Origin of the sequence: Dactylosporangium sp. CA-152071 (assembly GCF_050936335.1) — a bacterium.
Taxonomy (GTDB): domain Bacteria; phylum Actinomycetota; class Actinomycetes; order Mycobacteriales; family Micromonosporaceae; genus Dactylosporangium; species Dactylosporangium maewongense.
The window spans coordinates 4,032,843-4,059,124 of record NZ_JBNJMZ010000001.1 but is presented as its reverse complement, the minus strand read 5'-3'; the positions used below and the strand labels follow the sequence as shown (position 1 = coordinate 4,059,124).

General features: G+C 71.6%; 22 protein-coding genes. 13 read left to right on the top strand and 9 right to left on the bottom strand.

Features of this window, described 5'->3' with window-relative positions:
- Positions 1-5 precede the first annotated feature (5 nt).
- The 4 genes from ACQEVZ_RS18090 to ACQEVZ_RS18075 all read left to right on the top strand — a co-directional run bounded on the left by ACQEVZ_RS18090 (position 6) and on the right by ACQEVZ_RS18075 (position 4,440).
- Positions 6-1,328 carry an aminotransferase class I/II-fold pyridoxal phosphate-dependent enzyme gene (locus ACQEVZ_RS18090; protein WP_433367864.1) on the top strand — a complete coding sequence of 441 codons (1,323 nt, stop codon included), beginning with the start codon at positions 6-8 and terminating at the stop codon, positions 1,326-1,328.
- 144 nt (positions 1,329-1,472) lie between these two features.
- Complete coding sequence (locus tag ACQEVZ_RS18085) at positions 1,473-2,264, top strand: hypothetical protein (RefSeq protein ID WP_433367861.1); 792 nt, start codon at positions 1,473-1,475, stop codon at positions 2,262-2,264.
- A gap of 233 nt (positions 2,265-2,497) precedes the next feature.
- Entirely contained in the window at positions 2,498-3,229 is a 732-nt protein-coding gene (locus ACQEVZ_RS18080; protein ID WP_433367858.1) for a hypothetical protein, read from the top strand.
- 68 nt (positions 3,230-3,297) lie between these two features.
- Positions 3,298-4,440: an acyl-CoA dehydrogenase family protein gene (locus ACQEVZ_RS18075; RefSeq protein ID WP_433367855.1), complete on the top strand. Its 1,143-nt coding sequence runs from the start codon at positions 3,298-3,300 to the stop codon at positions 4,438-4,440.
- Here ACQEVZ_RS18075 and dhaL read toward each other — a convergent pair.
- Both dhaL and dhaK read right to left on the bottom strand, forming a co-directional pair.
- Positions 4,437-5,252 carry a dihydroxyacetone kinase subunit DhaL gene (dhaL, locus tag ACQEVZ_RS18070; protein ID WP_433367852.1) on the bottom strand — a complete coding sequence of 272 codons (816 nt, stop codon included), beginning with the start codon at positions 5,250-5,252 and terminating at the stop codon, positions 4,437-4,439. The genes ACQEVZ_RS18075 and dhaL overlap by 4 nt on opposite strands.
- Position 5,253: 1 nt before the next feature.
- Positions 5,254-6,243: a dihydroxyacetone kinase subunit DhaK gene (dhaK, locus tag ACQEVZ_RS18065; RefSeq protein WP_433367849.1), complete on the bottom strand. Its 990-nt coding sequence runs from the start codon at positions 6,241-6,243 to the stop codon at positions 5,254-5,256.
- 64 nt (positions 6,244-6,307) lie between these two features.
- Here dhaK and dhaM point away from each other — a divergent pair, with 64 nt between their 5' ends.
- From dhaM to rny, 7 genes are all read left to right on the top strand, one after another.
- Positions 6,308-6,679 (top strand): dihydroxyacetone kinase phosphoryl donor subunit DhaM, encoded by a 372-nt coding sequence (gene dhaM / locus ACQEVZ_RS18060; protein WP_344507760.1) that lies wholly within the window; start codon positions 6,308-6,310, stop codon positions 6,677-6,679.
- Positions 6,663-6,923, top strand: a complete 261-nt coding sequence (locus ACQEVZ_RS18055) for an HPr family phosphocarrier protein (protein WP_344507758.1) — start codon at positions 6,663-6,665, stop codon at positions 6,921-6,923. The genes dhaM and ACQEVZ_RS18055 overlap by 17 nt, the downstream gene beginning before the upstream one ends.
- Before the next feature lie 59 nt (positions 6,924-6,982).
- Positions 6,983-8,206, top strand: a complete 1,224-nt coding sequence (locus ACQEVZ_RS18050) for an MFS transporter (RefSeq protein ID WP_433367844.1) — start codon at positions 6,983-6,985, stop codon at positions 8,204-8,206.
- A gap of 10 nt (positions 8,207-8,216) precedes the next feature.
- Positions 8,217-8,417 carry a DUF3046 domain-containing protein gene (locus tag ACQEVZ_RS18045; protein ID WP_360559711.1) on the top strand — a complete coding sequence of 67 codons (201 nt, stop codon included), beginning with the start codon at positions 8,217-8,219 and terminating at the stop codon, positions 8,415-8,417.
- 147 nt (positions 8,418-8,564) lie between these two features.
- The gene (gene recA, locus ACQEVZ_RS18040; protein ID WP_344507752.1) at positions 8,565-9,614 is read left to right on the top strand and encodes a recombinase RecA; all 1,050 of its coding nucleotides are present in this window, start codon (positions 8,565-8,567) and stop codon (positions 9,612-9,614) included.
- Positions 9,615-10,501: 887 nt separating this feature from the next.
- The gene (locus ACQEVZ_RS18035) at positions 10,502-11,203 is read left to right on the top strand and encodes a regulatory protein RecX (protein ID WP_433376838.1); all 702 of its coding nucleotides are present in this window, start codon (positions 10,502-10,504) and stop codon (positions 11,201-11,203) included.
- A 1,101-nt stretch (positions 11,204-12,304) separates the two neighbouring features.
- On the top strand, positions 12,305-14,002 hold the full coding sequence (gene rny, locus ACQEVZ_RS18030; RefSeq protein WP_433376835.1) for a ribonuclease Y: 1,698 nt from the start codon (positions 12,305-12,307) through the stop codon (positions 14,000-14,002).
- A gap of 152 nt (positions 14,003-14,154) precedes the next feature.
- On the opposite strand, the gene ACQEVZ_RS18025 is transcribed toward rny, so the two are convergent.
- From ACQEVZ_RS18025 to ACQEVZ_RS18005, 5 genes are all read right to left on the bottom strand, one after another.
- A complete protein-coding gene (locus tag ACQEVZ_RS18025; protein WP_433367839.1) occupies positions 14,155-17,247 on the bottom strand; it encodes an ABC transporter substrate-binding protein in 3,093 nt (1,030 codons plus the stop codon).
- A 52-nt stretch (positions 17,248-17,299) separates the two neighbouring features.
- Positions 17,300-18,163, bottom strand: a complete 864-nt coding sequence (locus ACQEVZ_RS18020; protein WP_344507747.1) for an amino acid ABC transporter permease — start codon at positions 18,161-18,163, stop codon at positions 17,300-17,302.
- Positions 18,160-18,816 (bottom strand): amino acid ABC transporter permease, encoded by a 657-nt coding sequence (locus tag ACQEVZ_RS18015; protein WP_344507745.1) that lies wholly within the window; start codon positions 18,814-18,816, stop codon positions 18,160-18,162. Before ACQEVZ_RS18015 ends, ACQEVZ_RS18020 begins: the two co-directional genes overlap by 4 nt.
- Positions 18,817-18,963: 147 nt before the next feature.
- A complete protein-coding gene (locus tag ACQEVZ_RS18010; protein WP_360558440.1) occupies positions 18,964-19,923 on the bottom strand; it encodes a glutamate ABC transporter substrate-binding protein in 960 nt (319 codons plus the stop codon).
- 28 nt (positions 19,924-19,951) lie between these two features.
- On the bottom strand, positions 19,952-20,698 hold the full coding sequence (locus tag ACQEVZ_RS18005; RefSeq protein ID WP_433367834.1) for an amino acid ABC transporter ATP-binding protein: 747 nt from the start codon (positions 20,696-20,698) through the stop codon (positions 19,952-19,954).
- Positions 20,699-20,817: 119 nt separating this feature from the next.
- On the opposite strand from ACQEVZ_RS18005, the gene surE reads away from it, so the two are divergent.
- The gene (gene surE, locus ACQEVZ_RS18000) at positions 20,818-21,600 is read left to right on the top strand and encodes a 5'/3'-nucleotidase SurE (RefSeq protein WP_433367831.1); all 783 of its coding nucleotides are present in this window, start codon (positions 20,818-20,820) and stop codon (positions 21,598-21,600) included.
- 13 nt (positions 21,601-21,613) lie between these two features.
- Positions 21,614-23,086 (top strand): tRNA (N6-isopentenyl adenosine(37)-C2)-methylthiotransferase MiaB, encoded by a 1,473-nt coding sequence (miaB, locus tag ACQEVZ_RS17995; protein WP_344507740.1) that lies wholly within the window; start codon positions 21,614-21,616, stop codon positions 23,084-23,086.
- 104 nt (positions 23,087-23,190) lie between these two features.
- Here miaB and ACQEVZ_RS17990 read toward each other — a convergent pair whose 3' ends face one another.
- Complete coding sequence (locus tag ACQEVZ_RS17990) at positions 23,191-24,747, bottom strand: hypothetical protein (RefSeq protein ID WP_433367828.1); 1,557 nt, start codon at positions 24,745-24,747, stop codon at positions 23,191-23,193.
- 119 nt (positions 24,748-24,866) lie between these two features.
- Positions 24,867-26,267, bottom strand: a complete 1,401-nt coding sequence (gene hflX / locus ACQEVZ_RS17985) for a GTPase HflX (RefSeq protein WP_433367825.1) — start codon at positions 26,265-26,267, stop codon at positions 24,867-24,869.
- Between the last annotated feature and the right edge of the window lie 15 nt (positions 26,268-26,282).

The following is a 26,282-nucleotide window of genomic DNA, read 5'->3' as shown; positions in this document are numbered from 1 at the left end:
GAACTGTGGCAGTACAGTACCAGCCGACGGGCGCGACGGCAGCCCAGATTTCGGCCAGCGTCGAGCGCGGCATCCGCACCGGCGAGCTCGATCCTGGCGCGGCGCTGCCGTCCGTCCGCGCGCTCGCGGCAGGCCTCGGTGTGAGCCCCGCCACCGTCGCGGCCGCCTATCGGTCGTTACGCGAGCGGGGCCTGGTCGAGACGGCGGGCCGCGGCGGCACGCGGGTCCGCCCGCGCCCCCCTGTGGCCAGGCGCGGCCAGCACGGGTTGGCGGTGCCCGCCGGCGGCCTCGACCTGGCCAGCGGAGCCCCCGATCGGGCGCTGCTGCCGATGTACGCGCCGCATCTGATCCGATTAGCCGAGACCATGCCCGCGGTCGGCTACTCCGGGGGAGGCCCGCTGCCTGAGCTGCTCGACCTGGCCGGTGAGCGGTTCGCCGCCGACGGCATCCCGTCCGGGCGCCTCACCGTCGCGGGCGGGGCCCTCGACGCGATCGAGCGCGCCCTCGTCGCGCACCTGCGCCCCGGCGACAAGGTCGCGGTCGAGGACCCGGGCTGGGCAAACCTCCTGGACCTGGTCGCGGCGCTCGGCTACACGCCCGTGTCCGTGCCCGTCGACGACGAGGGCCCCACCGAGGAAGGACTGCGGGCGGCGCTGAGCGCGGGGGTGGCCGGACTGGTCGTGACGTCCCGCGCCCAGAACCCCACCGGAGCGGTGATCTCCGGGCGGCGATCCGCTGCGTTGCGGCGTCAGCTCAGCATGTACCGGCAGCTGCTGGTCCTGGAGGACGACCACGCGGCGGAGCTCGCGCACGACCGGGCGCATCCGTTGGCCGGCTCGACCGGTGCATGGGCATACGTCCGGTCGCTGTCCAAGCCGTACGGGCCGGATCTCCGCGTCGCGGCGGTCGTCGGCGACGAGGTGACCATCGCAAGGATCGAAGGGCGAATGCGACTCGGCGCGGGCTGGGTCTCCACCGTCCTGCAGCGCCTGGTCGTCGAGCTGTGGAAGGACCCGGACGCCACCGCGACGGTCGACCGCGCCCGCGACGTCTACGCGACCCGCCGGGAGGCGATGCGCGCCGCGCTCGGCGATCTGCCGGCCCGCGGCGTCAGCGGCATCAATGTCTGGCTCCCCGTGCCGGACGAGACGTCGATGGTCGCAGGGCTGCGCGAGGACGGCATCGCCGTGGCGCCAGGATCCATGTATCGGCTGCTCACACCCCCTGGGATCCGTATCACGACGGCCTGCCTCGACCCCCGTGACGCCGGACGGGTGGCCGGCGCGGTGATGCGCCGCCTGGCCGGCACCTCCCGGCTGCAGGCGTGACCCGCGGGGCGGAATTGTCGGACCCGGCGGTTAGTCTCCGTGGGTGGCTGCGGGGTTCTGCGGCCATCGACGCACCCGAAGTCGTCTGCGCGCTGTTGGGCAGGGAGCAGCGTTCTCAGGGCGCGTCATCAAGGAGGGAATGGCATGCGCAGCAGCACGTTCAGGACGTTCGGCATCGCCGTCGCGACGGTCGCACTGGCACTGGTGACAGCCTGCGGGGGCGGCGACGACAACACGACCAGCAACGCCTCGAAGGGCTCCAGCGGCAGCGCGTCGCAGGCACCGTCCGCGAAGGACACGCTCGCCGCGGCCGTCAAGGACCTCAACGCGGGCGCCTACAGCTACACGATGAAGATCCCCGAAGGCACGTTCACGGGCTCGATCGACCCCGCCGGCAAGCAGCAGGTGAAGGTCGACGGGGTTGCCGCCGGCGGCGTCAAGTACACGATCGAGGGCATCACGCTCGGCACCGACTACTACTTCAAGACCAGCATCCCGACCACGGGCATCAACGCCAAGAAGTGGTACAAGCTGGATCGCTCGAAGGTCAAGAAGGACGCGATCATCGGGCTGATCGAGGCGAAGGACCCGACCGTCAGCCAGGGCCTCATGTCCCGCGTCGCCACCGCCACGCAGAGCGACCCGGCCACCATCACCGGCACCTATGACCTCAGCAGCGGCGGCGACCTCGGCATCGACGACGCCGCGGTGCTGCAGGCCCTCGGCGACAAGGCCAAGTCGGCCCCGTTCACCGCGACCCTCGACGGCAAGCACCTGGTCTCCTTGAAGATCACGGTCCCGGCCTACGGCACGGTCGCCGAGCAGGCCCTGACGGTCGACTACACCGGCCACGGACAGCCGGTCGCGGTCGCCGCGCCCAAGGCCGCCGACGTCGCCGCCGCCCCCGCCGCCGTCTACGGCCTGCTCAACGGCTGACCTCCATGTCACGACAACAGCCACTCCGGCCATCCGCCCCGGGCCAGTCGCCTGCACCGGCCCGCCTGTCCGCGCGGCTCGTTCGGGCGGCGGGCCTGCCGGGTGGCGGGCGGCTCGTTCGGGCTGCGGGCCTGCCAGGTGGTGGGTGGAGCGTTCGCACTGCGGGCCTGCCGGGCGGTGCGTGGAGCGTTCGGCCGGCGGGTTCGCGGTGTGGTGCGCGGCGCGGCAGGCTGGTGGGCGCGCTGGCGGTGGGGCTGGTCGCGGCGGTGGCGTTGGCAGGGTGCTCGTTCGGCAAGAGCGACCCGCCGAAGCCGACCGCCGGCCCGTCGGTCGCGCCCTCGCAGAGCGAGCTGGCGAAGAGCCTCGGCGCGCTGATCAACGGCGGCTACCGGTTCAAGGTGGTGGCCAAGGAGGGCAGCTACACCGGCGGCATCGACCCTGTCGCGGATCTGCTCGACGCCACGGTCAGCGTCACCTCCGACGGCGCCACCCTGAAGATCGACACCGTGGCGGTGCGCGGGACCGCGTACACCCGGCTCACCGGCCTGCCCCTGCCGGGCTTCGACGGCGCCACCTGGTTCCGCGTCGATCCCGCCCGCATCACGCGGCCCGGCTCGCTCGGTCTCAGCACCGTCAAGGACCCGACCGGCATCCAGGCGCTGATCGCCGCGACGCACGACGTACGCCGCGAGGACCGCTCCTACAACGGCACCGTCGACATGACCCGCGTGACCACCTGGGGGCCCGTCAACATCCCGCAGGTGATGCAGCTGGGGCAGGTCGCCACCAGGATCCCGTTCGAGGCGACGGTCGACGACCACGACCGTCTCGTCGCGATGAAGGTCGAGATCCCCGACAACCCCGTCACCGCCACCTACTCCGACTTCGGCACCAGCCTGACCACCACCGCGCCGGCCGGCGCCGAGCCGTTACCGGACCACCTGTACGGCATGCTCGGCCTCTGATTCCCGCCCGCCGGGCAGAGCACGATGGGGGTAGGCGAGACCGCGTCTCACGGAGAACACTGCACGTCATGGAACAGCACCTGTACGAAGCCGAGCACGAAGCCTTCCGGGAACTGTGCAAGGCGTTCCTGGCCCGCGAGGCGGTGCCGTACAACGACGAGTGGGACAAGGCCGGCATCGTCGACCGGGAGGTCTGGCGGAAGGCGGGCGCGGCCGGGCTGCTCGGGATGGACGTCGACGAGGAGCACGGGGGCGGCGGGCAGAAGGACTTCCGCTTCAACGCCGTGCTCGTCGAGGAGATCGTCGCTGCGGGGGCGTCCGGGCTCGGGTTCGGGCTGCACAACGACGTCGTGGCGCCGTACCTGACGGACCTGGCGACGGAGGAGCAGCGGAAGCGGTGGCTGCCCGGGTTCTGCTCCGGGGACATCGTGACCGCCATCGCGATGAGCGAGCCGGGCGCCGGGAGTGACCTCGCCGGGGTGCGGACCTCTGCGGTGCGGGACGGGGACCAGTGGGTCCTCAACGGGCAGAAGACGTTCATCACGAACGGTGAGCTGGCGGACCTCGTCGTCGTGGTGGCGAAGACCGATCCCGCGCTCGGGGCGCACGGCATCAGCCTGTTCGTGGTCGAGTCGGGGACGCCCGGGTTCACGCGGGGGCGCCGCCTGGAGAAGGTGGGCCTCAAGGCCAACGACACCGCCGAGCTGTTCTTCGACGACTGCCGCATCCCCGCCGACCACCTGCTCGGGCAGGAGAACTCGGGCTTCTACCACCTGATGGCGAACCTGCCGCGGGAGCGGCTCGGCATCGCCGTCGCCGCCGTGGCGTCGGCCGAGCAGGTGCTCGCGATCACGCTCGACTACGCGAAGACGCGGCAGGCGTTCGGCAAGCCGATCGGGTCGTTCCAGCACAACCGGTTCGTGCTCGCCGAGCTCGACACGGAGGTGACGATCGCCAGGACGTTCCTGAACCAGTGCATCGTCGAGCAGAACGCGGGGCGGCTCACGGTCGCCGACGCGGCCAAGGCGAAGTGGTGGACCACGGAGCTGCAGAACAAGGTGGCGGACCGCTGCGTCCAGCTGCACGGCGGGTACGGCTTCATGATGGAGTACCCGGTCGCGAAGGCCTGGCTGAACAGCCGCGTCCAGACGATCTACGGCGGCACGACCGAGATCATGAAGGAGATCATCGGGCGCAGCCTCGGAGTCTAGGTCACGTCGGCGAGAGCGGCGAAGATCAGCGCGGTGGACGTGGCGCCCGGGTCCTGGTGGCCGACGCTGCGTTCGCCGAGGTAGGACGCCCTGCCCTTGCGGGCCTGCAGCGGCGTCGTCGCGGCCGCCCCGTCCGCCGCCGCCGTGGCCGCCGCGGTGGCGGCGGCCACGAGACCGGACGAGGTCGCGGCCTCGAACGCGGCGACGGCCGGGGTGAGCGCGTCGACCATGGTCTTGTCGCCGGGCTCGGCCTTGCCGAGCCGCACGATCGCGTCCAGGCCCGCTCGCAGGCCGGCACCGAAGGTGGTGACGGACGAGTCGTCGGACAGGGTCTTGCCGAGGGCGCGGAAGAGGCTGCCGTACAGGGGGCCGGAGGCGCCGCCGACCTTCGACACCAGGGTCGTGCCGGTCTTCGTCAGGACCGCGCCGGCCGTGTCCGCCTCCAACGTGGCGAGGGCCGCGACCACCGCGTCGAACCCGCGGCGCAGGTTGACGCCGTGGTCGCCGTCGCCGATGGCGGCGTCGAGGTCGGTCAGCTCGGCGGCGTGCGCGGCGACGGAGGCGGCGACGGCCGCGACCCACGCACGAGCCAGCGCGGCGTCCACCCCGGGTGCCCCACCGGACGGCGGTGCCGCGTCAGAGCCGGACGGCGGGGCGACGTCAGAGCCGGACGGCGGGGCGACGTCAGAGCCGGACGGCGGGGCGACGTCAGAGCCGGACGGCGGGGCCGCGTCGGAGCCGGACGTCAGGCCGCCGGAGGCCGGGGTGGCGTCCCCGCCGGGCACGCCACCGGAGGTCGGGGTGGCATCCATGTCAGGCACCCCACCGCAGGCCGGGGGTGCGGACCGGGGCGTCCCAGAGGCGCAGGAGCCGCTCGTCGGCGCGGCACACCGTGAGCGAGATCCCGGCCATGTCCAGGCTGGTGACGTAGTTGCCGACGAGGCTGCGGGCCACCTGTACACCAGCATCGGCCAGCAGACGGCTGACCTCGTTGAACATGAGGTAGAGCTCCAGCAGCGGTGTCCCGCCCAGCCCGTTGACCAGCATGATCACCTCGCTGCCGGGCGCGAGCGGCTTGGCGGTGAGGATCGGCTCGACGATGCGGGCGGCGAGGTCGCGGGCGGGGCGCAGCTGCTCGCGGGCGCGGCCGGGCTCGCCGTGGATGCCGACGCCGACCTCGATCTCGTCCTCCGGCAGGTCGAACCCGGGCTTGCCGGCGGCCGGGGACGTGCCGGCGGTGAGGGCGATCGCGAACGAGGCCGACCGCTCGTTGACGTCACGCGCCACGGCGGCGACCTCGGCGAGTGCCGCGCCCTGCTCCGCGAGCGCCCCGGCGATCTTCTCGACCAGCAGGGTGGCGCCCGTACCGCGGCGGCCCGCGGTCCAGGTGGAGCCGTCGACCGCGACGTCGTCGTCGACGAGGACGCTCTCGATCGGGGTTTCGGCGTCCTCCGCGGCCATCTCGAAGTTCATGACGTCGCCGGTGTAGTTCTTGACGATGTGCAGGACCCCCGCGCCGCCGTCGACGGCCCTGGTGGCGGCCAGGATCTGGTCGGGGACGGGGGAGGTGAAGATCTCGCCGGGGCACGCGGCGTCGAGCATCCCGAGCCCGACGAACCCTCCGTGCAGCGGCTCGTGGCCGGAGCCACCACCCGAGACGAGGCCGACCTTGCCGGGGCGGGGCGCGTCGGCCCGGACGATGATCTGCTCGTCGAGGTCCACGCGCAGCTCAGGGTGCGCGGCGGCCATCCCGGCGAGCGCTTCCCGGACCACGTCGTCCGGATCGTTGATGAACTTCTTCATGCCTAGCATTTTGGCGGTACAGCGGCTGCATAGCATTGCTCACGTGGCACACATGGTGGGAATCGTGCTGGTTTCACACAGCGAACGGCTCGCGCACGGGTTGCGGGACATGCTCGTGCAGGTCGCGGGGGAGGAGGTGCCGATCGAGGCGGCGGGTGGCACGGACGACGGCGGGCTCGGCACGAGCTACGACCGGATCCTGGTCGCGATCGACCGGGCCGACCGGGGCGCCGGGGTGCTGGTCCTGACGGACCTGGGTAGCGCCGTCCTCACCGCGCAGACCGTGCTCGAGGACCGGGTCGCCAACACGGCCACCCTGGTGGACGCGCCGTTCGTCGAGGGAGCGGTGGCTTCGGCTGTACTGGCCGGCGCCGGTGCCGACCTCGCGGAATGCATCCGGGCGGCGACGGAGGCCCGCGATGTCCGCAAGCTCTGAGGCGACGGTGGTGTTGCCGGCGGACCTGCACGCACGCCCCGCCGGCGCGCTGGTGCGGGCAGCTGCGGGGTTCACCAGTACCGTCGAGATCACCGCAGGCGAGCGGCGGGTGAGTGCCCGCAGCGTGCTCGGCGTGATGGGGCTGAACGCCCGCGCGGGCTCCTCGGTGGTGGTGTCCGCCACAGGCGCCGACGCGGCCGACGCGGTATCCGCCCTGGCGGCGCTGTTGGCGGAGTACGAGTAGCCGTCCGCCTCCGCGGTAAGGAGTGGTGCGGGCTGCGGTGCCTACGCCAGGATGACGGCGTGATCGACGCACCCGCCGTCCTCCAGCGGCGCACCCTGGGCCTGCTCGTGTCCACGCAAGTGATCGGCGGGCTCGGCGTCGCCAGCGGGGTGTCGATCGGTGCGCTGCTCGCCGCCGACATGGCCGGCCCGAGCGCTGCGGGACTCTCCGGCAGCGCCGCGGTCATCGGGGCGGCGCTGATCGCGATCCCGGCGACGCGGCTGATGCGCACCGGCGGCCGGCGGCCGGGGCTGGTGTTCGCGTACGGCGTGGGCGTGCTCGGCTCGCTCCTGGTGGTGGCCGCGGTGTCGTGGCGGCTCGTGCCGCTGCTGTTCGTGGGCACGTTCCTGTTCGGCGGGGCTTCGGCGGCCAACCTGCAGTCGCGGTACGCGGCCGTCGACCTCGCCGACAACGACCGCCGGGCGCGGCACCTGTCGCTGGTCGTGTGGGCGACGACGCTGGGCGCGGTGGTCGGCCCGAACCTGGCACCGTTCGCGGACAGGGTGACGATGCCGTGGGGTGTGCCCGAGTACGCGGGGCCGTACCTGTTCAGCGCGCTGGCGTTCCTTGCCGGCGCCGTCACGCTGTTCGTGCTGCTGCGGCCCGATCCGCTGCTGACGGCACGATCGATGTCCTTGTCGGATTCATCGGACAAGTCGTCTTCCTGGTCGTCGGCCTTCGCGGCGATCCGGGCCAGTGTCGGGGCGCGGCTCGGCGTCTCCGCCGTCGCGGTCGGGCACGTGGTGATGGTCGGCGTCATGTCGATGACCCCGGTGCACATCGGTGAGTACGTGCACGCGCACGGTGACCTGCTGCGCATCGTCGGGCTGGTGATCAGCATCCACATCACCGGCATGTACGCGCTGTCGCCCGTCGTCGGCTGGGCCGCCGACCGGTTCGGCCGCCGCCCGGTGATCCTGGCGGGCGTCGTGCTCCTGGCGTCGGCGTGCGCCCTGAGCGGCACCGCCGGCGACGACACGGTCCGGCTGGCGGTCGGGATGGGCCTGCTCGGGGTGGGTTGGGGCTGCACGATGGTGGCCGGATCGACGCTGCTGTCGGAGTCCGTGCCCGTCGGCGAGCGCGCCGGCGTGCAGGGGCTGTCGGACGTCATCATGGGCGTGTCGGCGGCCACCGCGGGCGCGCTCGCGGGGGTCGTGGTCGACCTGTTCGGGTTCGCCACCTTGTCGGTGCTGGCGGGGATCGCCGTGGTGCCGCTGGCCGCGCTGGCGCTGCGGAGGTCTTAGTCTTGGCCGCGTGCGACTGACGGATTTCTGGCAGCGGTTGGAAGAGGCGTTCGGCGCGGCGTACGCCGGCAGCATCGCCAACGATCAGGTGCTGACCCAGCTCGGCGGCAGGACGATCAAGGAAGCCCTCGCAGGTGGCGAGGATGCGGCCGTGGTATGGCGCGCCGTAGTCGCCGCATACCCGGAGCGTGTTCCTAGCAGGTTAAGGTGACTTTTTGGCGTGTCGGCTCGTTGATCGTACAGATGTACGGGTAATCTCCTCAGGCGTCGGCGCCGATTTTTTGTCATACCCGGCGCTTACCTTGTCAGCGTGAATAAACGAACGCCGACGAAGACCGCGAACTCAGGGGTGACGGACATGGCAGTGCAACCTGACCGGGAGAAGGCGCTCGGGCTCGCCCTCTCGCAGATCGACAAGCAGTTCGGCAAGGGCTCGGTCATGCGGCTCGGTGAGCGGGTCATCGCGCCGATGTCCGTGATCCCGACCGGATCCATCGCTCTCGACGTGGCGCTCGGCATCGGCGGGCTGCCCCGCGGCCGGGTCATCGAGGTCTTCGGGCCTGAGTCCAGCGGTAAGACGACCGTCGCGCTCCACGCGATCGCGAACGCGCAGGCCCAGGGTGGCATCGCGGCGTTCATCGACGCCGAGCACGCCCTCGACCCCGACTACGCCAAGGCCCTCGGCGTCGACACCGACGCGCTGCTCGTCTCCCAGCCGGACACCGGTGAGCAGGCCCTCGAGATCGTCGACATGCTGGTCCGCTCCGGCGCGCTCGACATCATCGTCATCGACTCCGTCGCGGCCCTCGTGCCCCGCGCCGAGATCGAGGGCGAGATGGGCGACAGCCACGTCGGTCTGCAGGCCCGCCTCATGAGCCAGGCCCTGCGGAAGATCACCGGTGCCCTCAACAACTCCGGCACCACCGCGATCTTCATCAACCAGCTCCGCGAGAAGATCGGCGTCATGTTCGGCAGCCCGGAGACCACCACGGGTGGTCGCGCGCTGAAGTTCTACTCGTCGGTCCGCCTCGACGTGCGGCGCATCGAGAGCCTCAAGGACGGCACCGACGTCGTGGGCAACCGGACCCGCGTCAAGGTCGTGAAGAACAAGGTGGCCTCGCCGTTCAAGCAGGCCGAGTTCGACATCATGTACGGCAAGGGCATCTCCCGCGAGGGCTCCCTCATCGACGTGGGCGTCGAGCAGACGATCATCCGCAAGGCCGGCGCCTGGTACACCTACGACGGCGACCAGCTCGGCCAGGGCAAGGAGAACTCCCGCAAGTTCCTGCGGGAGAACCCCGACGTCGCCGCCGAGATCGAGAAGAAGATCAAGGAGAAGCTGGGCGTGGGTGTCGGCCAGGCCACGGACGCCGCCGGCGGCCCCGAGGTGGCTCCGGTCGACTTCTGACCGTTCCGGGCGCTGTTCCCCTGGCGCTGGGTCCCACGCGCTCGGGGGCCTTGCGTCCGGTTTAGCGCGGCTCACGCGGCGATCGGTGCCGGTTCGTGGGAGGTCTCCTGGTTTGGAGGTCCGTCCCACGGCCGGCCCGCCCGCGCTGTTCATGGTTTTTCGGAGGTGTGCTCGTGCCGGGCAGGCGGCGGTCCGACGATCCCAGCCAGCAGTCAACGGAACCCGAGGACGCTGAGCCCTCCTTCGCCGGTCCCGACCCGGCGGCGGGTGCGTCCGCTGGTCCTGATCCGGCGGCGAGTGGCGTGCCTTGGATCCTCGCCGACATGAGCGACGACAACCCGTGGCTGTCCGCCGAGGCTCAGCCGGGCGGCGCCGTGGCCGCGCCACCGGCGCCCATGGCAGGAACGACGCCACGAGACCCGTCCGGCGACGCCTCGACCTCAGCCGGGCCGGGTGTGAGCACTGACAGCGCTCCGCCGCCGTGGCCGACGACCGCCCGGGAGCTTCCGCCCGGCTGGCCGACCGCTCCGGGGCGCGGGGTTCCCGCCGGCGAGCTCCCGCCGGGCTGGCCGGCGGCTCCGGCCGGTGCTCCGCCTGGTCAGACCTTCGGCTCCGGCTCCGGCTCCGGCTCCGGCTCCGGCTTTGAGCGCGGCGCCCGGCGCGGCCGGGCATCCGCCGCGCCGCGTGGTGCCGCCGGGGAGCGGCCGTCCACGTCTCCGCTCGACGCCGCCGGGGATCCCTGGAGCGGCAGTCTTACCGAGGACCTGCCGTCCACCACCGCACCCGCTTCGGACCGCGACACCGGTGGCGGCTCCGGTCGCGGTCGCCGATCGGGTCAGAAGCGCGGGGCGCGCAGGCAGTCCCAGGACGGTCCCGGGCACGACTCGATCCCGGAGCGGAAGGGCGGGTCCGGGCCGTGGGGAGACCCTGCGGAGGCCGGGCCTCAGTCCGACCCTCAGCAGGACGGGTCCGGGCCGTGGGGCGACGGTTCGGAAGGCCGGTCGGGCCGGCGGGGCGGCTCCCGCCGTGGTGGGCAGCCGGCGGCGCCGCTCGATCCGAGGGAGGCGGCCCGCGAGATCTGCCTGCGGCAACTCGCCGTCCGGCCGAGGACCAGGCTCGAGCTCGCCACCGCCATGCGCAAACGTGGCGTCGAGGACGAGATCGCCGACGAGATCCTCGACCGGTATGACGAGGTCGGCATCATCGACGACGCCGCGTTCGCCCGGGCGTGGGTGGCCAGCAGGCACCACGGGAAGGGCCTGTCCCGCAGGGCGCTGGCGGGGGAGCTGCGCCGCAAGGGCGTCTCGTCCGACGAGGTCGGTGAGGCGCTCGACGAGCTCGACCCCGACGTCGAGGAGCAGACCGCGAGGGCTCTGGTCGCCAGGCGCCTCCGCGTCGAGTCCAACGCCCCACCCGAGGCGGTGTTCCGCCGGCTGGTCGGGATGCTGGCGAGGAAGGGGTACCCCCCGGGTATGGCCATCCGCCTGGTCAAGGAAGGCATGGCGGCCCGGGACGACGCCGCCGAGTTCGCCGACGGCATCGACGCCGACGCCCTGGCCGACGCCGCCCTCGACCCCGACCAACGCTGAGCCCGCACGGGAGGGGCGCCGCTGAGCCCGCGGACGGAGCTGACCCGGACGCCCCGCCGACGCTGCTCTCAACCCCGACCAAACGCTGAGCCCGCCGGAGAGGCGCCGGCATCAAAGCTGATGGCGCCTCAGCCCGCGCTGAAAGCTGAAACCCGGGAGCACCACCCACGAGGTCGGCTGGCCCGGGAGCGCCCCGCGCGGTCGGCTTGATCGAAGGACGGGTCTGGCCGCGATCACGGCCAGATCCCTCCGTTGATCACGCGCCCCGGCCCGGTCGCCACCCCGAGAGAAGCGTCACCGCGTAGAAACGGACGCCGGAGGGTACGAGCGGGGCACCCGGTGTGGTCCGGGAGTCGGCGAGGTGGGGGCAGCTGGCAGAACGCCACCTGGCGTCGGCGGCGCGGCGGAAGGGTGGAGTGCGACGAGCTTCGATGGTGTGGTTGGTGGGCGCACGGTCTGTGGTGGAATGATTGCAGCAGGGCCGATGCCGAGGTTGAGCAGCTTGCGAACAGACGACTACTGGCGGTCGACAATCTTGGGGTGAGTGCGACCGACATGCCGGAAAGGTCTGGTCAAATGTCACTGGTAGGGTGTTTCGCCTGGCGGGGGTCTTGACGGACTTAAGTCCCGTATGGTGCCCGATCATGAGTCCTTGACCGAAGCGCCCTTCACGACCTAGCCTCGGCGTTACCAGATGGAGACCGCCCAACCACCGCGGGTTTACCGCACAACATAGATCGCGTCACAGATCAGCAACGTTTATGCACGACATATAAGCGCCACGCCTTGCGGGAGGTGTGGTGTCGACCGGTCTTCGGGGCACCCTGTGTCCCGATATTGATACATCTTGATGGCAGGCTGTGGTCGGGCGTCTCCTCCACAACATCCCGCGTTGCGCCACCCTGCGCAGCGCCGAGCGGAGCGAGGTGACGTCGTGACGGAGTGCGCCCCTGCCATCCTCCGCGAACGACTCGCAGGTCGTCAGCACGCGACCAGTGCCGCCGAGGTGACCGCGTGACCGGCCTACAGGTCGTGCTCCTCGTCGTGGTCGTCGTCATCGGCCTCGGCGTCCTCGCCGCGCTGCTGGTCTCGCTGAAGATCATGCGCCGGCTGCACGCCACGGCCGCCGCGCCCGCTCAGTCTGTCGCCGAAGATCCCGCGTTCCTCGCCGAGAAGGACCGGCAGGAGCACTCGCTCGCATCCCTGCGCACCGCCGCCGAGGACGCCACCGCCGCCGTGGACGAGGCGAGGGCCGTGGCGGCCGCTGCGCGTACAGAAGCCGCCGCCGCGAAAGCAGAGGCCAGCTCCGCCAGGTCGGAGGCGCGACGCATCCTCGACGCGGCGCGGGCCGAGGCCGACTCGCTGCTGGAGCGGGCGCACCGGCAGGCCGAGGTCGACGCGGAGCAGGCCAGGGCGGCCGCGCGCCGGGCGGGGGAGCGGGAGGTCAGCCAGCTGACCACGGTCGCGAAGGAGCAGTCGCAGGACGCGGAGCGACGCCAGCGCCGGCTCGACGAACGGGAGCGGCTGCTCGCCGAGGAGGCCGAGCGGCTCGCCGAGCGTGACCGGCGCATCACCAGCACCGAGGCCGACCTGCTCGAACGCGAGGCGGCCTTCACCCGCCGCGAGGTCGAGATCGCCGCCGGCGAGGAGCGGCACCGCGAGGAGCTCGAACGGGTCGCGGGCCTGACGACCGACGCCGCCCGGGTCGAGGTCATCGAGACGATCGAGGCGCAGGCGAAGCGGGAGGCCGCCCTCCTCGTCCGCGACATCGAGAACGACGCCCGCAACACCGCCGACCAGCGGGCCCGGCACATCGTCGTCGACGCCATCCAGCGGGTCGCCAGCGAGCAGACCGCGGAGAGCGTCGTCAGCGTCCTGCACCTGCCCAGCGACGAGATGAAGGGCCGGATCATCGGCCGCGAGGGGCGCAACATCCGCGCGTTCGAGTCGACGACCGGGGTCAACCTGATCATCGACGACACGCCCGAGGCGGTCCTGCTGTCGTGCTTCGACCCGGTCCGGCGCGAGATCGGCCGGCTCACGCTGGAGAAGCTCGTCCTCGACGGCCGGATCCACCCGCACCGGATCGAGGAGGTGTTCGAGCAGGCGAAGCACGAGGTCGAGCGCCTCTGCCTGCGCGCCGCCGAGGACGCCCTGGTCGAGGTGGGGATCACCGACCTGCACCCGGAGCTGATGGCGCTGCTGGGGCGGCTGCGCTACCGCACCTCCTACGGCCAGAACGTCCTCAAGCACCTCGTCGAGACCGCCCACATCGCCGGCATCATGGCCAGCGAGCTGCGCCTCGACCCGAAGCTCATCAAGCGCAGCGCGTTCCTGCACGACATCGGCAAGGCGCTCACGCACGAGGTCGAGGGCAGCCACGCCCTGATCGGTGCCGACGTCGCCCGCAAGTACGGCGAGTCCGAGGACGTCGTGCACGCCATCGAGGCCCACCACAACGAGGTCCTCCCGCAGACGATCGAGGCCGTCCTCACCCAGGCCTCCGACGCCTGCTCCGGTGGCCGTCCCGGCGCCCGCCGCGAGAGCCTGGAGGCGTACGTCAAGCGCCTCGAACGCATCGAGGAGATCGCCGCCGGCAAGTCGGGCGTCGAGAAGGTCTTCGCGATGCAGGCCGGCCGCGAGATCCGGGTCATGGTCCGCCCCGACGACGTCGACGACATCGGCGCCGCCGTCCTCGCCCGCGACGTCGCGAAGCAGATCGAGGAGGAGCTGACCTACCCCGGCCAGATCCGCGTCACCGTCGTCCGCGAATCGCGCGTCACCGAGATCGCCCGCTAGGAAGAACCGAGAGCGGAGGGGCATGGCCCCGGCCCGCCGAAGGAACGGCCTGCCGAAAGCGCCCATGCATCCCCCGACACAGGCCGCCGGCTGTGTGGGGTGCCGGCGGCCGGACGTGGGCGGGGGACGCTGCGGACGCCCGCAGCGTGCCGTTACGGGGCGATCGAGCTCTCCGACGACGCGTAGCCGCCGCCGATCTTGTAGGACCAGATCAGGGGGTCGGGGACCGAGAGGTCGCCGTTCGAGGCGAACTTGTACGACCGGGCGATGCCCTTCGCGTCGTACTTGTTGACGAAGGCGAGCATGTCCTCGCGGGTGGCCTTGCCGGCCGTGAAGCCGGCCAGGATGATGCTCGCGCCGTCGTAGGCCTCGGGGCCGTAGTAGCCGGCGCTGGTCTTGTACGCGGCCTGGTAGCGCGACGCGTAGTCGTTGCCGGCGTGGTCGCTCGGGATGCAGGGGCAGGTGACGACGATGCCGTCGGCGGCCTTGCCGAGCGTGTCGACGAACAGCTGGGTGAAGAGCCGGTCGCTGACGACGACCGCGATGGCGGGCTTCGCGGCGCGCAGGGCCTTCAGGAACGCGGTGCCGTCGTCGGCCTCGCCCGCGTAGTACACGGCCTCGGGGGCGGCGTTCGTGACCTGGGTGACGGCGGCGGAGAAGTCGGTGGCGGTGCGGCGGATCGGGACGCTCGTGGTGACGCTGCTGCCGAGCGTGGCGCTGACCGCCTGCCGGGCGACGCCGCCGAAGTCGGAGTCGTCGTAGACCAGGACGACCTTCGAGGCGCGCAGCGTGTTCTTGATGTACCGGGCGCCGGCCGACGCCTGGTCCTTGTCGTTGGCGATGAGCCGGTGGAACGTGGACCAGCCCTTCGCGGCGAGGTCGACGTCGGGCGCGTACGTCGTGAAGAACGGGATGCCGGCCTTCTCCAGGACGGGCGCGGCGCCGAGGACCTCCGTGCGGTACGAGGGACCGACGACGCCGATCACCTCGCTGTCGGCGACCAGGCTCTCCGCGGCGGCCTTGCTGCCTTCCTCGGTGCCCTTCGTGTCGAACTCGACGAACCCGACGTTGCAGCCGGCGTGCTTGGCGTTGTAGTCGTCGACGGCCAGCTTGGTCGCGTTGCGCATGCCGTTGCTGTCCTTGGAGCCGGTCCCGGCCAGGATGCCGAGGAACCCGACCTTGTGCCCGCAGGCCGGCGAGACCGCGGGCCCCGCCTGGTTGGTCGGGCTGCTGCCGCCGCCGCCCGGCTCGACGTCGTCACCGTTGCGGTTGACGGCCCAGACGATGCCCGCGACGACCAGCAGCAGGGCGAGCACCCCGCCACCGACGGCGGCGACGAGCGTCTTGCCCCCCCGGCCGTTCGCCGAGGGCGGCGCGGACGACGGGTAGGCGGGCGGCCCGGACGCCGGCGGACCCGACGTGGGCGCCCAGCCCTGCACGGCGTTGACCGGAGGCCCGGCCGCGGGCGGCGCGCTCACCTGCGGCCGCTGTACAGGTGGCGCCTGCTGGAACTGCGCCGGCGGGACGACCGGCGGCCGCTGCTGCACCTGCGGCTGGACCGGCTGCTGGTACTGCGCGGGCGCCTGCTGCGGAACGACCGGCGGCACGGGCTGCTGAGGAACCGGCGGCACGGGCTGCTGCGGGACAACCGGCGGAACAGGCTGCATCGGCTGCTGGTACTGCGCGGGCTGCTGCGGCACGGGCTGACCAACGGGCGGCCGCTGGACCGGCGGCTGCTGCGGCACCGGCGGCCGCTGGACCGGCTGCTGCGGCACGGGCGGCTGCTGCGGAGGAACAGGCGGCTGCTGCGGCACGGGCGGTCGCTGCTGCGGTGGCTGCGGCTGCTGGTACACCTGCGGCGTCTGCTGACGGCTCGGCACCACCGGCATCGATCCGGTCTGCAGCAGCGGCGGCAACCCCGGGTTCATCGACGGCATGCTGAACCCCGGGGACACCGGCGTCGCCGACACGGGCTGCGCCGAGACGTCCCCGCTGACCTCATGCGAAGGCCCACCAGAAGTCGGCCCACCGGAGGACGGCGCACCGGACGAGGGAGCACCGGACGACGGCGCACCGGACGACGGCCCGCCAGAGGACGGGACCGGCACCGGGCCGAACGGCCCCGACGCGACCGGCGTCGGCGCGCCTCCGACGTGCGCCCGCCCCGTCGGCGGCGCGAGGTGCAGCGCACCCTCGGCCACCACCAGCTCGGGCTGCTCGATCGCCGTCGGTGCCAGCCCGAACGCCCGGTGCAGCAGCGTCGCGGCGAGCGGGATGCGCGACGAGCCGCCGACCAGGAACACCGCCGCCAGGGGCTGCCCGGCGACGCCCGCCGACGACACCGCGAGCTGCGTCGCCGTCACGGTCCGGTCGAGGATCGGCCGGGCGAGCTGCTCGAGCTGCTCGCGCCCGATCGGCACGCTCTCGTCGTACAGCGGCACATGCACATACGTGGTCGCGGCGCGGCTGAGCATCTCCTTGGCGAGCCTGGCGTCCTCCCACAGCTGCCAGGCGGCGCGCCGGTCGGACTCGCTCTCGGGGTTGGTGAGGCGGCGCCACTGGTCGCCCTCACGGCCGGTGAACGCGCGGCCCAGGTATGCCACGACCGCGGCGTCCACGTCCAGCCCGCCCGCGTCGGGAAGGCCCTCGCTGGCGAGGACGTCGAAGCCGCCGCCGGCGTTGCGGCGGACCACGCTTGCGTCGAAGGTGCCGGCGCCGAAGTCGTACACGACGGCGATGCCGCCGACAGGGACGTGGGTGCCGACGGTACCGACGAAATAGGACGCGGCGGCGACCGGCTCCGACGAGAGGAAGGGGCTCGGGAAGCCCGCGGCGACGGCCGCCTGCGACAGCGTCTGGCGGCGCTGCGGCGGCCAGGTCGCCGGGTGGGTCAGGTTGACCTCGTTGGGGTACGCGCCGGCGACCCGGTACGTCTCGGCGGCGACCCGGCGCAGGACGGTCGTGACGAGGTCGAGGACCGGGACGTCCTGCTCGCCGAGCCAGACGGTGCCTTCCTCGACGCGGCGCTTCGGGTACGGCTCGAAGCGGTGCGGCTGCAGGCGCGCCGAGTGCACTGCGTCACGGCCCGTGAGGATGGTGCCGTCGGCGTTGACGTACACGGCGGAGGGCAGCAGCGGCGAGCCGTCGAACAGCAGCGGCTTCGTGCGCCCGTCCGGCCAGCGGAGGACGGCGACGGTGTTCGAGGTGCCGAAGTCGATGCCCAAACGAAAGCCGGTGTCCGCCACCCGCGCAGCGTACGTACTACGCGCAACGTTGCCAATCAACCAACGGCCTAGCTCACACGGCCTGGTTGACGTCGGCCAGCTTGACGGGGCGCGCGGCCGTCTTCACCTGCTTGGGGCCGCCCATGAGCCGCTTCTGCAGCCAGAAGGCGAACCACGACAGCAGGCCGCAGGTGCCGATGTAGACGGCGGCGACGACGAGGTACCCGGGGACGTACGGGAAGCCGAAGAGCAGCCGGCCGCCGAACTGCTTGCCGTAGTACAGCAGCTCCGGCAGCTGGATGATGAACCCGAGCGCGGTGTCCTTCAGCAGCACGACCAGCTGGCTGACGATCGCCGGGAGCATGGCCCGGACCGCCTGCGGCAGCAGGATCGACGTCATGACCTGCGACTTGCGCATGCCCAGCGCGTACGCGGCCTCGGACTGCCCGCGGTGCACGGCGAGGATGCCGGCCCGGAAGATCTCGGACAGGACCGCGCCGTTGTACAGCGTGAGGCCGATCACGAGCGGCCAGAACGGGCCGACCTTGTAGCCGAGCTGGATCGGGCCGTAATACGCGAAGAAGATCAGGATCAGCAGCGGGATGGCGCGGAACAGCTCGACGAAGCCCGACGCCGGCGCGCGGAAGACCGCGTGGTCGCTCAGGCGCGCGGTCGCCAGCAGCGCGCCGAGGAGCAGCGCGAGCACGGCCGCGGCGCCGGCGGCGCGCAACGTGGTGAGGTAGCCGTCGAGGAGGTCCTGCTGGATCTTCGTGTACTGGAACTGCTCCCAGCGGAGCGCCTCGAACTGGCCCGTGTCGTAGAAGCGCCAGACGACGTACGCGAGCAGCGCGACGATGCCGAGTGCGCTGACGATGCCGATGATGCGGTACCGCACGCGGGCCTTAGGGCCGGGCAGGTCGTAGAGGACGTTGCTCATCGGGCGACCTTCCAGCGTCGTTCGAGCATCCGTTGCAGGGTCACCAGCGGCACCACGAGGATCAGGAACCCGATCGTGATCCACAGCAGGCCGTAGATCTGGTTCTCGCCGCGCTCCGAGAGGTAGAACGTGATCGCGCCGGCCTCGGCGACGGAGAAGCCGGCCGCGACGGTGGTGTTCTTCAGCATGGCGTTGAGCACGCTGACCAGCGGCGGCACGACGGTGCGGAACGCCTGCGGCAGCACCACGTTGGTGAGCACCTGCAGGAACGTCATGCCCAGCGCGCGGGCCGCCTCGGCCTGCCCGACGGGCACCGTGTTGATGCCGGAGCGCAGGGCCTCACACACGAACGCGCTCGTGTACGCGGTCAGCGCGACGCACGCGCCGGTGAAGAACTCGAAGTTGACGCCGAGCTTCGGCAGCGCGAAGACCTGCAGCGCGAAGATCAGGGTGAGTGGTGTGTTGCGCAGCAGCAGCACGTAGGAGCTGCCGAACGCGCGCAGCGCCGGGATGGGGGAGACCCGCATCGCCACCAGCAGCGTGCCGAGGACGATCGATCCGACGGCGGAGATCAGAAAGAGCTTCACCGTCTCCCAGAAGTGGGAGCCGATGACGTCCCAGTTGTCCGTCAGGACATGAAAAAAGTCGCTCACGCCGGGGTGACCTCCACTTCCGCCCTTTGTTGCTCGTCCACGGCACGCGCTTTGTTCGCGGGACGCGCTTTTAGTTCATGGGACGCGCTTGAGTTCATGGGACGGGGCGCCGCCGTTCGGATTGGCGGCGCCCCGTCTGTGGCTGGATCAGTACTTCTCGAGGGTGGGCGGGCTGCCCGCCGAGCCCGACTTGCCGAGCGTGCCGTCGTAGATCTTCTGCCAGGTGCCGTCGCTGAACGCGGCCTCCAGCGAGGCGTTCACGAAGTCGCGCAGGGCCTTGTCGTCGTGCCCGAGGCCGATGCCGTACTTCTCCGGGTATGCCTTGCCGGTGGCCGGGTCGAGGAACGGCTTGCCGACGACCTTCAGCTGCGACGGCGCCTGCGCCGCGAAGCCCTTCAGGATCGCGTCGTCGGTGGTGACCGCGTCGACCTTCTTGTCCAGCAGCTGCGACACGCACTCGGAGTAGGTCTTGAACTCCACGATCTTGTCGGTCAGCTTCTGGTCACGGACCCGCTGGATCGGCGTGGAGCCGGTCGCGGAGCAGACCGTCTTGCCCTTGATGCTGTCGGAGCCCGTGATCGACGAGTCGTCCTTGCGGACCAGCAGGTCCTGCGCGGCGACGAAGTACGGGCCGGCGAACGACACGTCCGCCTTGCGCTTGTCGGTGATCGAGTAGGTGCCGACGTAGTAGTCGACCTCGCCGCCCTTGATCGCCGTCTCGCGGTTGGCGGAGGCGATCTCCTTGTACTCGATCTTCGCCGGGTCGATGCCGAGCTTCGACGCGATCAGCTGGGCGATCTCGATGTCGAAGCCGCAGCGCTTGCCGGCGGCGTCCTTGTAGCCCAGGTTGGGCTGGTCGAACTTGACACCGATGACGACCTTGCCGGCCGCCTTGATGCGGTCGAACGTCGGGCTGCCCGTGATCGCCACGCCGGTGGCCGGTGTGAACGTGGTGCCGGACGAGGTGCAGGTGTCGCTGGCCGGTGCCGCCGCACCGGAGCTACCGCCCTCGGCCGACGGCGTGGGCGTGCCGTCCTTGCCGCAGGCGGCCAGGCCGAGCGCGAGCGTGACGGCGGCGGCTGCCGCTGCGATCCGCGTGATGCGCATGATGGTCGCTATCCCCTTTCGTGGGTTTCTAGTGCGTCAGGATCTTTGACAGGAAGTCTTTGGCGCGGTCGGTGCGCGGGTTGGCGAAGAACGTCTTCGGGTCCGCCTCCTCGACCAGCTGGCCGTCGGCCATGAACACGACCCGGTTGGCGGCGTGCCGCGCGAAGCCCATCTCGTGCGTGACGACGACCATCGTCATGCCCTCGCTCGCGAGGCCCGTCATGACCTCGAGCACCTCGCCGACCATCTCCGGGTCCAGCGCGCTCGTCGGCTCGTCGAAGAGCATCGCCTTGGGCTGCATGGCGAGGGCCCGGGCGATCGCGGCGCGCTGCTGCTGACCGCCGGACAACTGCGCCGGGTACTTCTCCGCCTGCGCGGCGATCCCAACCCGGTCGAGCAGCCCGAGCGCGCGCTCCCGCACGACCGCCGGCTTCTCCTTGCGGACCTTCACCGGGCCGAGCATCACGTTCTCGAGAATGGTCTTGTGCGCGAACAGGTTGAACGACTGGAACACCATGCCGACCTCGCTGCGCAGCCGCGCCAGCGGCCGGCCCTCCTGCGGCAGGCGGGTGCCGTCGAAGACGATGTCGCCGTTGTTGATCGGCTCCAGGCGGTTGATCGCCCGGCACAGCGTCGACTTGCCGGAGCCGGACGGGCCGATCACGACCACGACCTCGCCCCGGGCGATCGACAGGTTGACGTCCTTGAGGACGTGCAGCTCGCCGAACCATTTGTTGACGCCGCTGAGCACGATCAAAGGCTCGTTCGTCATCATCCGCCCCATCGCAGTGCTTGGCTCCGTCGGTGCGCTCGACGTTAGCGGTGCTCATACCCACGAACAGCCGCATAGCGGTCACGGACGGATAACGGCCGGTGGTTGTCACAATGATGACCATGCGCATCCTGGTGACCAACGACGACGGCATCGACAGCCCCGGCCTGCACGCGCTCGCCGCGATGGCCGTCCGCCAAGGCCACGACGTGGTGATCGCGGCGCCGGCCCGTGAGGCCAGCGGCGCGGGCAGCTCGCTCACCGGTGTGGAGGCCGACGGCCGCATCGCCACCGAGACACGTGCCGCGTTGTTCGCCGATGTACCGACGTACGCCGTCTCCGCGTCGCCCGCGTTCATCGCGCTGATGGCGACGCGCGGCGCGTACGGGCCGGAGCCGGACGTCGTGCTCTCCGGGATCAACCGCGGCCCCAACACCGGCGCCGCGGTCCTGCACTCCGGCACGGTCGGCGCCGCGTTCACCGCCGTCGCGAACGGCTGCCGCGCCATGGCGGTCTCCCTGGACGTGCCGTTCCGCGCGACCTCCGGCGAGCCCGAGGAACGCTGGGACACCGCCGCCGAGGTCGCCGGCGACCTGCTGCCGCTGCTGGCGCCGGGGTTCGTGCTCAACGTCAACGTGCCCAACCTGGACGCCGGCGACCTGCGCGGCATCCGCCGGGCGACCCTGGCCCAGTTCGGCACGGTGCAGATGGTCCTGATGGAGCAGGGCCACGGGTACGTGCGGATGTCCCTCGAACAGAGCGACCACGGCGCGGAGCCCGGCAGCGACGACGCGTGGCTGCTGGACGGCTATGTCGCGGTCACGCCGATCCGCCCGCCGCACGAGGCCCGCGACGTGCTCCTGCCGGGGCTGGTGGATACCGCCGGAGAGCACGTCGGCGGCTAGACTTCTCGCTGCTATGACTGAGACCCCTCGCAGCTTCAAGGTCATCACCTACGGCTGCCAGATGAACGCGCACGACTCCGAGCGCATCTCCGGCCTTCTCGAGGACGCCGGCTACGTCCCGGTGCCCGCCGACGCCGAACCCGACGTCGTCGTGTTCAACACGTGCGCCGTGCGCGAGAACGCCGACAACCGCCTCTACGGCAACCTCGGCCACCTGCGCCCGACGAAGCTCGCCCAGCCCGGCATGCAGATCGCCGTCGGCGGCTGCCTGGCGCAGAAGGACCGCGGCGACATCGTCAAGAAGGCCCCCTGGGTCGACGTCGTCTTCGGCACCCACAACATCGGCTCGCTGCCGGTGCTGCTGGAGCGCGCCCGCCACAACGCCGCCGCCGAGGTGGAGATCCTCGAGTCGCTGGAGGTCTTCCCCTCCACGCTGCCGACCCGGCGGGAGTCCACCTATGCCGGCTGGGTCTCCATCTCCGTCGGCTGCAACAACACCTGCACCTTCTGCATCGTCCCGGCCCTGCGCGGCAAGGAGAAGGACCGCCGCCCCGGCGACATCCTCGCCGAGGTCCGGGCCCTGGCTCTTGAAGGGGTCCTGGAGGTCACCCTCCTCGGGCAGAACGTGAACTCCTACGGCGTCGAGTTCGGCGACCGGCTCGCCTTCGGCAAGCTGCTGCGGGCCTGCGGCGACGTCGAGGGTCTGGAGCGGGTCCGCTTCACCAGCCCGCACCCGAAGGACTTCACCGACGACGTCATCGCCGCGATGGCCGAGACGCCCAACGTCTGCCACTCGCTGCACATGCCCCTGCAGTCCGGCTCCGACGCTGTTTTGAAGGCGATGCGCCGCTCGTACCGCGCGGACCGCTACCTGGGCATCATCTCCAAGGTGCGCGACGCCATGCCCGACGCCGCCATCACCACCGACATCATCGTCGGCTTCCCCGGCGAGACGGATGCCGACTTCGAGCGCACCCTCGACGTGGTCCGCGCCGCCCGCTACTCCAGCGCCTTCACCTTCCAGTACTCCAAGCGCCCCGGCACCCCCGCCGCCACCATGGACGAGCAGGTCCCGAAGGCGGTCGTGCAGGAGCGGTACGACCGGCTGATCGCCACCCTGGAAGAGATCAGCTGGGACGAGAACAAGAAGCTCGTCGGCACCCCGGTCGAGGTCCTGGTCGCCGTCGGCGAGGGCCGCAAGGACGGCGCCACCGGCCGCATGTCGGGCCGCGCGCGCGACGGGCGCCTCGTGCACTTCGCCACCGACCCGTCGGTGACGCTGCGCCCCGGCGACATCGTGCACACCACCGTCACGTATGCCGCCCCGCACCACCTCAACGCCGACGGCCCCCTGCTGTCCCACCGCCGCACCCGCGCCGGCGACGCCTGGGAGGCCGGCCGCGTCACCCGCACCCCCGGCGTCTCCCTCGGCATGCCCACCATCGGCACCCCACCCCCGTCCCCCTCCCCGGCCAGCTCCTGCTGATCCCGACGCCGCTCGCTCATGATCCGGAAGACTTCTTGTCGCCATAGCCACAACAACTCTTCCGGATCACGAGAACCGAGGGGGCAAAGGGCAGGGGCGCGGGGTCAGCGGTGGGGGGCGTAGCCGCGCTCGTAGCCGTCGTGGTCGCCTGGGTGGCCGGAGCCGTAGGCGCCGCGCTGGTCGTAGCCGGGCTGGGGGGCGCCGTACATGCCGCCGCCCTGCGGGGCCGGGGGCGGGAAGCCGCGGGGCTGGTCGTAGGACGGCGGGGCGAAGCCGGGCTGGTGGTTGAAGTCGCGCGGGTCGGACGGGTGCGAGCCGCCACCGAAGCCGCCGTTGCCCGCGTTGCCGCCGCCACCGAAGCCGCCGTCGTTGCCGCCGAAGGGGCCGGGGTCGTTGGAGAAGCCGGCGGGGCCGGACGCGCCGTAGACCGTGCCGCCGGGGGCGGATGCGCCGCGGGCGGCGGAGGCGCCGGGGCGGGCGCCGTAGACGGTGCCGGTGGTGTTGTCGTCGGACGGCGGGGCGTCGTCGTCGCCGGGGCGGGGAGCGGAGCCGCGGATCGGGCCGGAGGTCGCGGCCGCGAGGCGGCGGGCGGCGCGGGAGCGGCGGATGCCGATGATGCCGGCGACCACGAGGATCAGGCCGAGGATGCCGACCGCGGCCACCATGTACGTGATGTCCTGCAGCGTCAGGTCTTCCAGGAACGACCGGTCGTCGGGCTTCGGGGTCGGCAGGACCGCGCCGCCGGCCTTGCCGGGCGTGACGTTCTGCGGGGTGTACCGGAGGATCGGCGCCCTGACGTCGGCGGGGACGTCGGAGGCGGTGATGTACTGCTTGCCGTCGGTCGAGTAGGTGATCGCCTCACCGCGGGCCTCGTTGGGCAGCGGGGTGATGCGGGGCTTGCCGCTGGTGATCGCCTTGACGACGTCGCCGTCCTTGACGTCGAACTCGTAGGCGTCGGAGTAGGTGCGGATGACGACGCGGGTGCCGTCGGGGGAGGAGGCGGCGCCGGTGATCGCCTTATAGCCGAGGAAGGAGAGCGGGTTGGGCGTCTTCGTCTCCTGGGGCGTGAACGTGCCCACCTGCTTGAGCTTGACGCCCTTGGTGGTGTTGGGCTGCAGGGGGCCCTCGGGCACCCAGACCTCGCCGACGGGCTCCTTGGTGATGATGATCGGCGTGCCGTCGCCGTTGAGCAGCAGGGCCTCGGCGTCGCGCTTCTTGCCGTCGGGGTACGCGAGGCGGTTGATGACCGGGGCCTTCGCGCCCTTCGCCAAGGTCCAGACCGCGACCGTGGGGCGCGGCGCGGCGCTGCCGCCGGACGCTTCCGTGTTGTCACCGATGTCGGCGATCCACAGCGTCTCGTTCTTGTCGATCGCGAGGTCCTCGGGGTCGCGGGCGACCGGGTCGTAGTTGATCGGGGTGCCGACGACCTTGCAGCTCGCGTCGAGGGTGAAGATCCTGGCCTTGCCGCCGGCGGGGGCGCTGTCGTTGATCGCGTAGTAGCCGGTGGCGGTCGCGACGAGACCGGAGATCTCGTTGATCTTCGAGGAGTCTGGGGTGCAGATGGGCTGGCCCGCGCCCGCGGCCGCGGCCTGGCCGGTGGTGGCGGACGGGCTCGGAGCGGCCGCGGCGGGGGCTCCGAGCCCCAGGAGCTGACTCGTCACCACGCCACAAGCCGCACTCAAAGCCAGGCCCACCCGCTGTCGCATCGCACAAGTTTGGCAGAGCCGGACCAGATGTGGGTGCGCCCGGTCCGGCTCTCACTCGCAGTGATCGGATAAACCTACGACTTCACGGCAAATGGGGCCAACTCCGCTGCAAGGGCGTCGTTGATCCGCGCCCGGATCCGCGTGCCCTCCGCGAGGTGGGCGGTCTCCAGCACCTCACCGATGGTGTGGACCCTGGCGACCAGGTCGCCCCGCTCGTACGGCACGACGGCCGTCAGCTCGATCGCCGGCCACGGCAGCCGCTGCTCCAGCGCGGCCTTGACCGCGTCGATGCCCGAGCCGGTGCGCGCGGAGGCGAACACGGCGTCCGGCCAGAGTGACTTCAGCCGCAGCTGGGTCTCCTCGTCGGCGGCGTCGATCTTGTTGACGACGAGCAGCTCCGGCACGGTGTCGGCGCCCACCTCGGCGAGCACCTCGCGGACCGCGCGGACCTGCTCCTCGGGGTCGGCGTGCGAGCCGTCCACGACGTGCAGGAGCAGGTCGGCCTCGGCGACCTCCTCGAGCGTGGAGCGGAACGCCTCGATCAGCTGGTGCGGCAGGTGCCGGACGAACCCGACCGTGTCCGACAGGGTGTAGAGCCTGCCGTCGTCGGTGCGGGACCGCCTGGTCGTCGTGTCCAGGGTGGCGAACAGCGCGTCCTCCACCAGCACGCCGGCGCCGGTGAGCCGGTTGAGCAGGCTCGACTTGCCGGCGTTGGTGTACCCGGCGATCGCGACGCTGGGCACCCGGTTGCGGCGCCGGGTGGCGCGCTTGGTGTCGCGGATCGTCGCCATCGCGGCGATCTCGCGCTTGAGCCGGCTGATCTTCGTGCGGATCCGGCGCCGGTCGGTCTCGATCTTGGTCTCACCGGGGCCGCGGAGGCCCACGCCGCCGTTGCCGCTGGCGGAGCCACCGGCCTGCCGGCTCAGCGCCTCACCCCAGCCTCGCAGCCGCGGCAGGAAGTACTGCAGCTGCGCGAGCTCGACCTGGGCCTTGCCCTCCTTGCTCTTCGCGTGCTGGGCGAAGATGTCCAGGATCAGCGCGGTCCGGTCGATGACCTTGACGTTGACCTTCGCCTCCAGGGTCCGCAGCTGCGAGGGGGACAGCTCCCCGTCGCAGATGACGGTGTCGGCGCCGCTGCTCTGCACCACGGCCCGCAGCTCGTCGACCTTGCCGGAGCCGATGTAGGTGCTGGAGTCGGGCCGGCTGCGGCGCTGGATCAGCCCGTCGAGGACCTGCGACCCGGCGGTCTCGGCGAGCGCGGCGAGCTCCGCGAGGGAGTTCTCCGCGTCGGTGGCGGTGCCTTCGGTCCACACCCCGACGAGCACGACCCGCTCGAGGCGCAGTTGGCGGTATTCGACCTCGGTGACGTCGGCGAGCTCGGTCGACAGACCTGCGACACGGCGAAGCGCATGCCGCTCCTCGAGCTCCAGGCCGTCGCCGTCCTCGGCGAGATCCCAGGATTCTGCGGCAGTCACTCGCAACATGTTCTC

Coding starts and splice junctions, on each gene's coding strand:
- miaB (WP_344507740.1), top strand. CDS start 21,614: ATGACTGAGACCCCTCGCAGCTTCAAGGTCATCACCTACGGCTGCCAG.
- ACQEVZ_RS18020 (WP_344507747.1), bottom strand. CDS start 18,163: ATGAGCAACGTCCTCTACGACCTGCCCGGCCCTAAGGCCCGCGTGCGG.
- ACQEVZ_RS18010 (WP_360558440.1), bottom strand. CDS start 19,923: ATGCGCATCACGCGGATCGCAGCGGCAGCCGCCGCCGTCACGCTCGCG.
- rny (WP_433376835.1), top strand. CDS start 12,305: ATGCGCCGGCTGCACGCCACGGCCGCCGCGCCCGCTCAGTCTGTCGCC.
- dhaK (WP_433367849.1), bottom strand. CDS start 6,243: ATGAAGAAGTTCATCAACGATCCGGACGACGTGGTCCGGGAAGCGCTC.
- ACQEVZ_RS18075 (WP_433367855.1), top strand. CDS start 3,298: ATGGAACAGCACCTGTACGAAGCCGAGCACGAAGCCTTCCGGGAACTG.
- ACQEVZ_RS18085 (WP_433367861.1), top strand. CDS start 1,473: ATGCGCAGCAGCACGTTCAGGACGTTCGGCATCGCCGTCGCGACGGTC.
- dhaL (WP_433367852.1), bottom strand. CDS start 5,252: ATGGATGCCACCCCGACCTCCGGTGGCGTGCCCGGCGGGGACGCCACC.
- ACQEVZ_RS18055 (WP_344507758.1), top strand. CDS start 6,663: ATGTCCGCAAGCTCTGAGGCGACGGTGGTGTTGCCGGCGGACCTGCAC.
- recA (WP_344507752.1), top strand. CDS start 8,565: ATGGCAGTGCAACCTGACCGGGAGAAGGCGCTCGGGCTCGCCCTCTCG.
- ACQEVZ_RS18005 (WP_433367834.1), bottom strand. CDS start 20,698: ATGATGACGAACGAGCCTTTGATCGTGCTCAGCGGCGTCAACAAATGG.
- surE (WP_433367831.1), top strand. CDS start 20,818: ATGCGCATCCTGGTGACCAACGACGACGGCATCGACAGCCCCGGCCTG.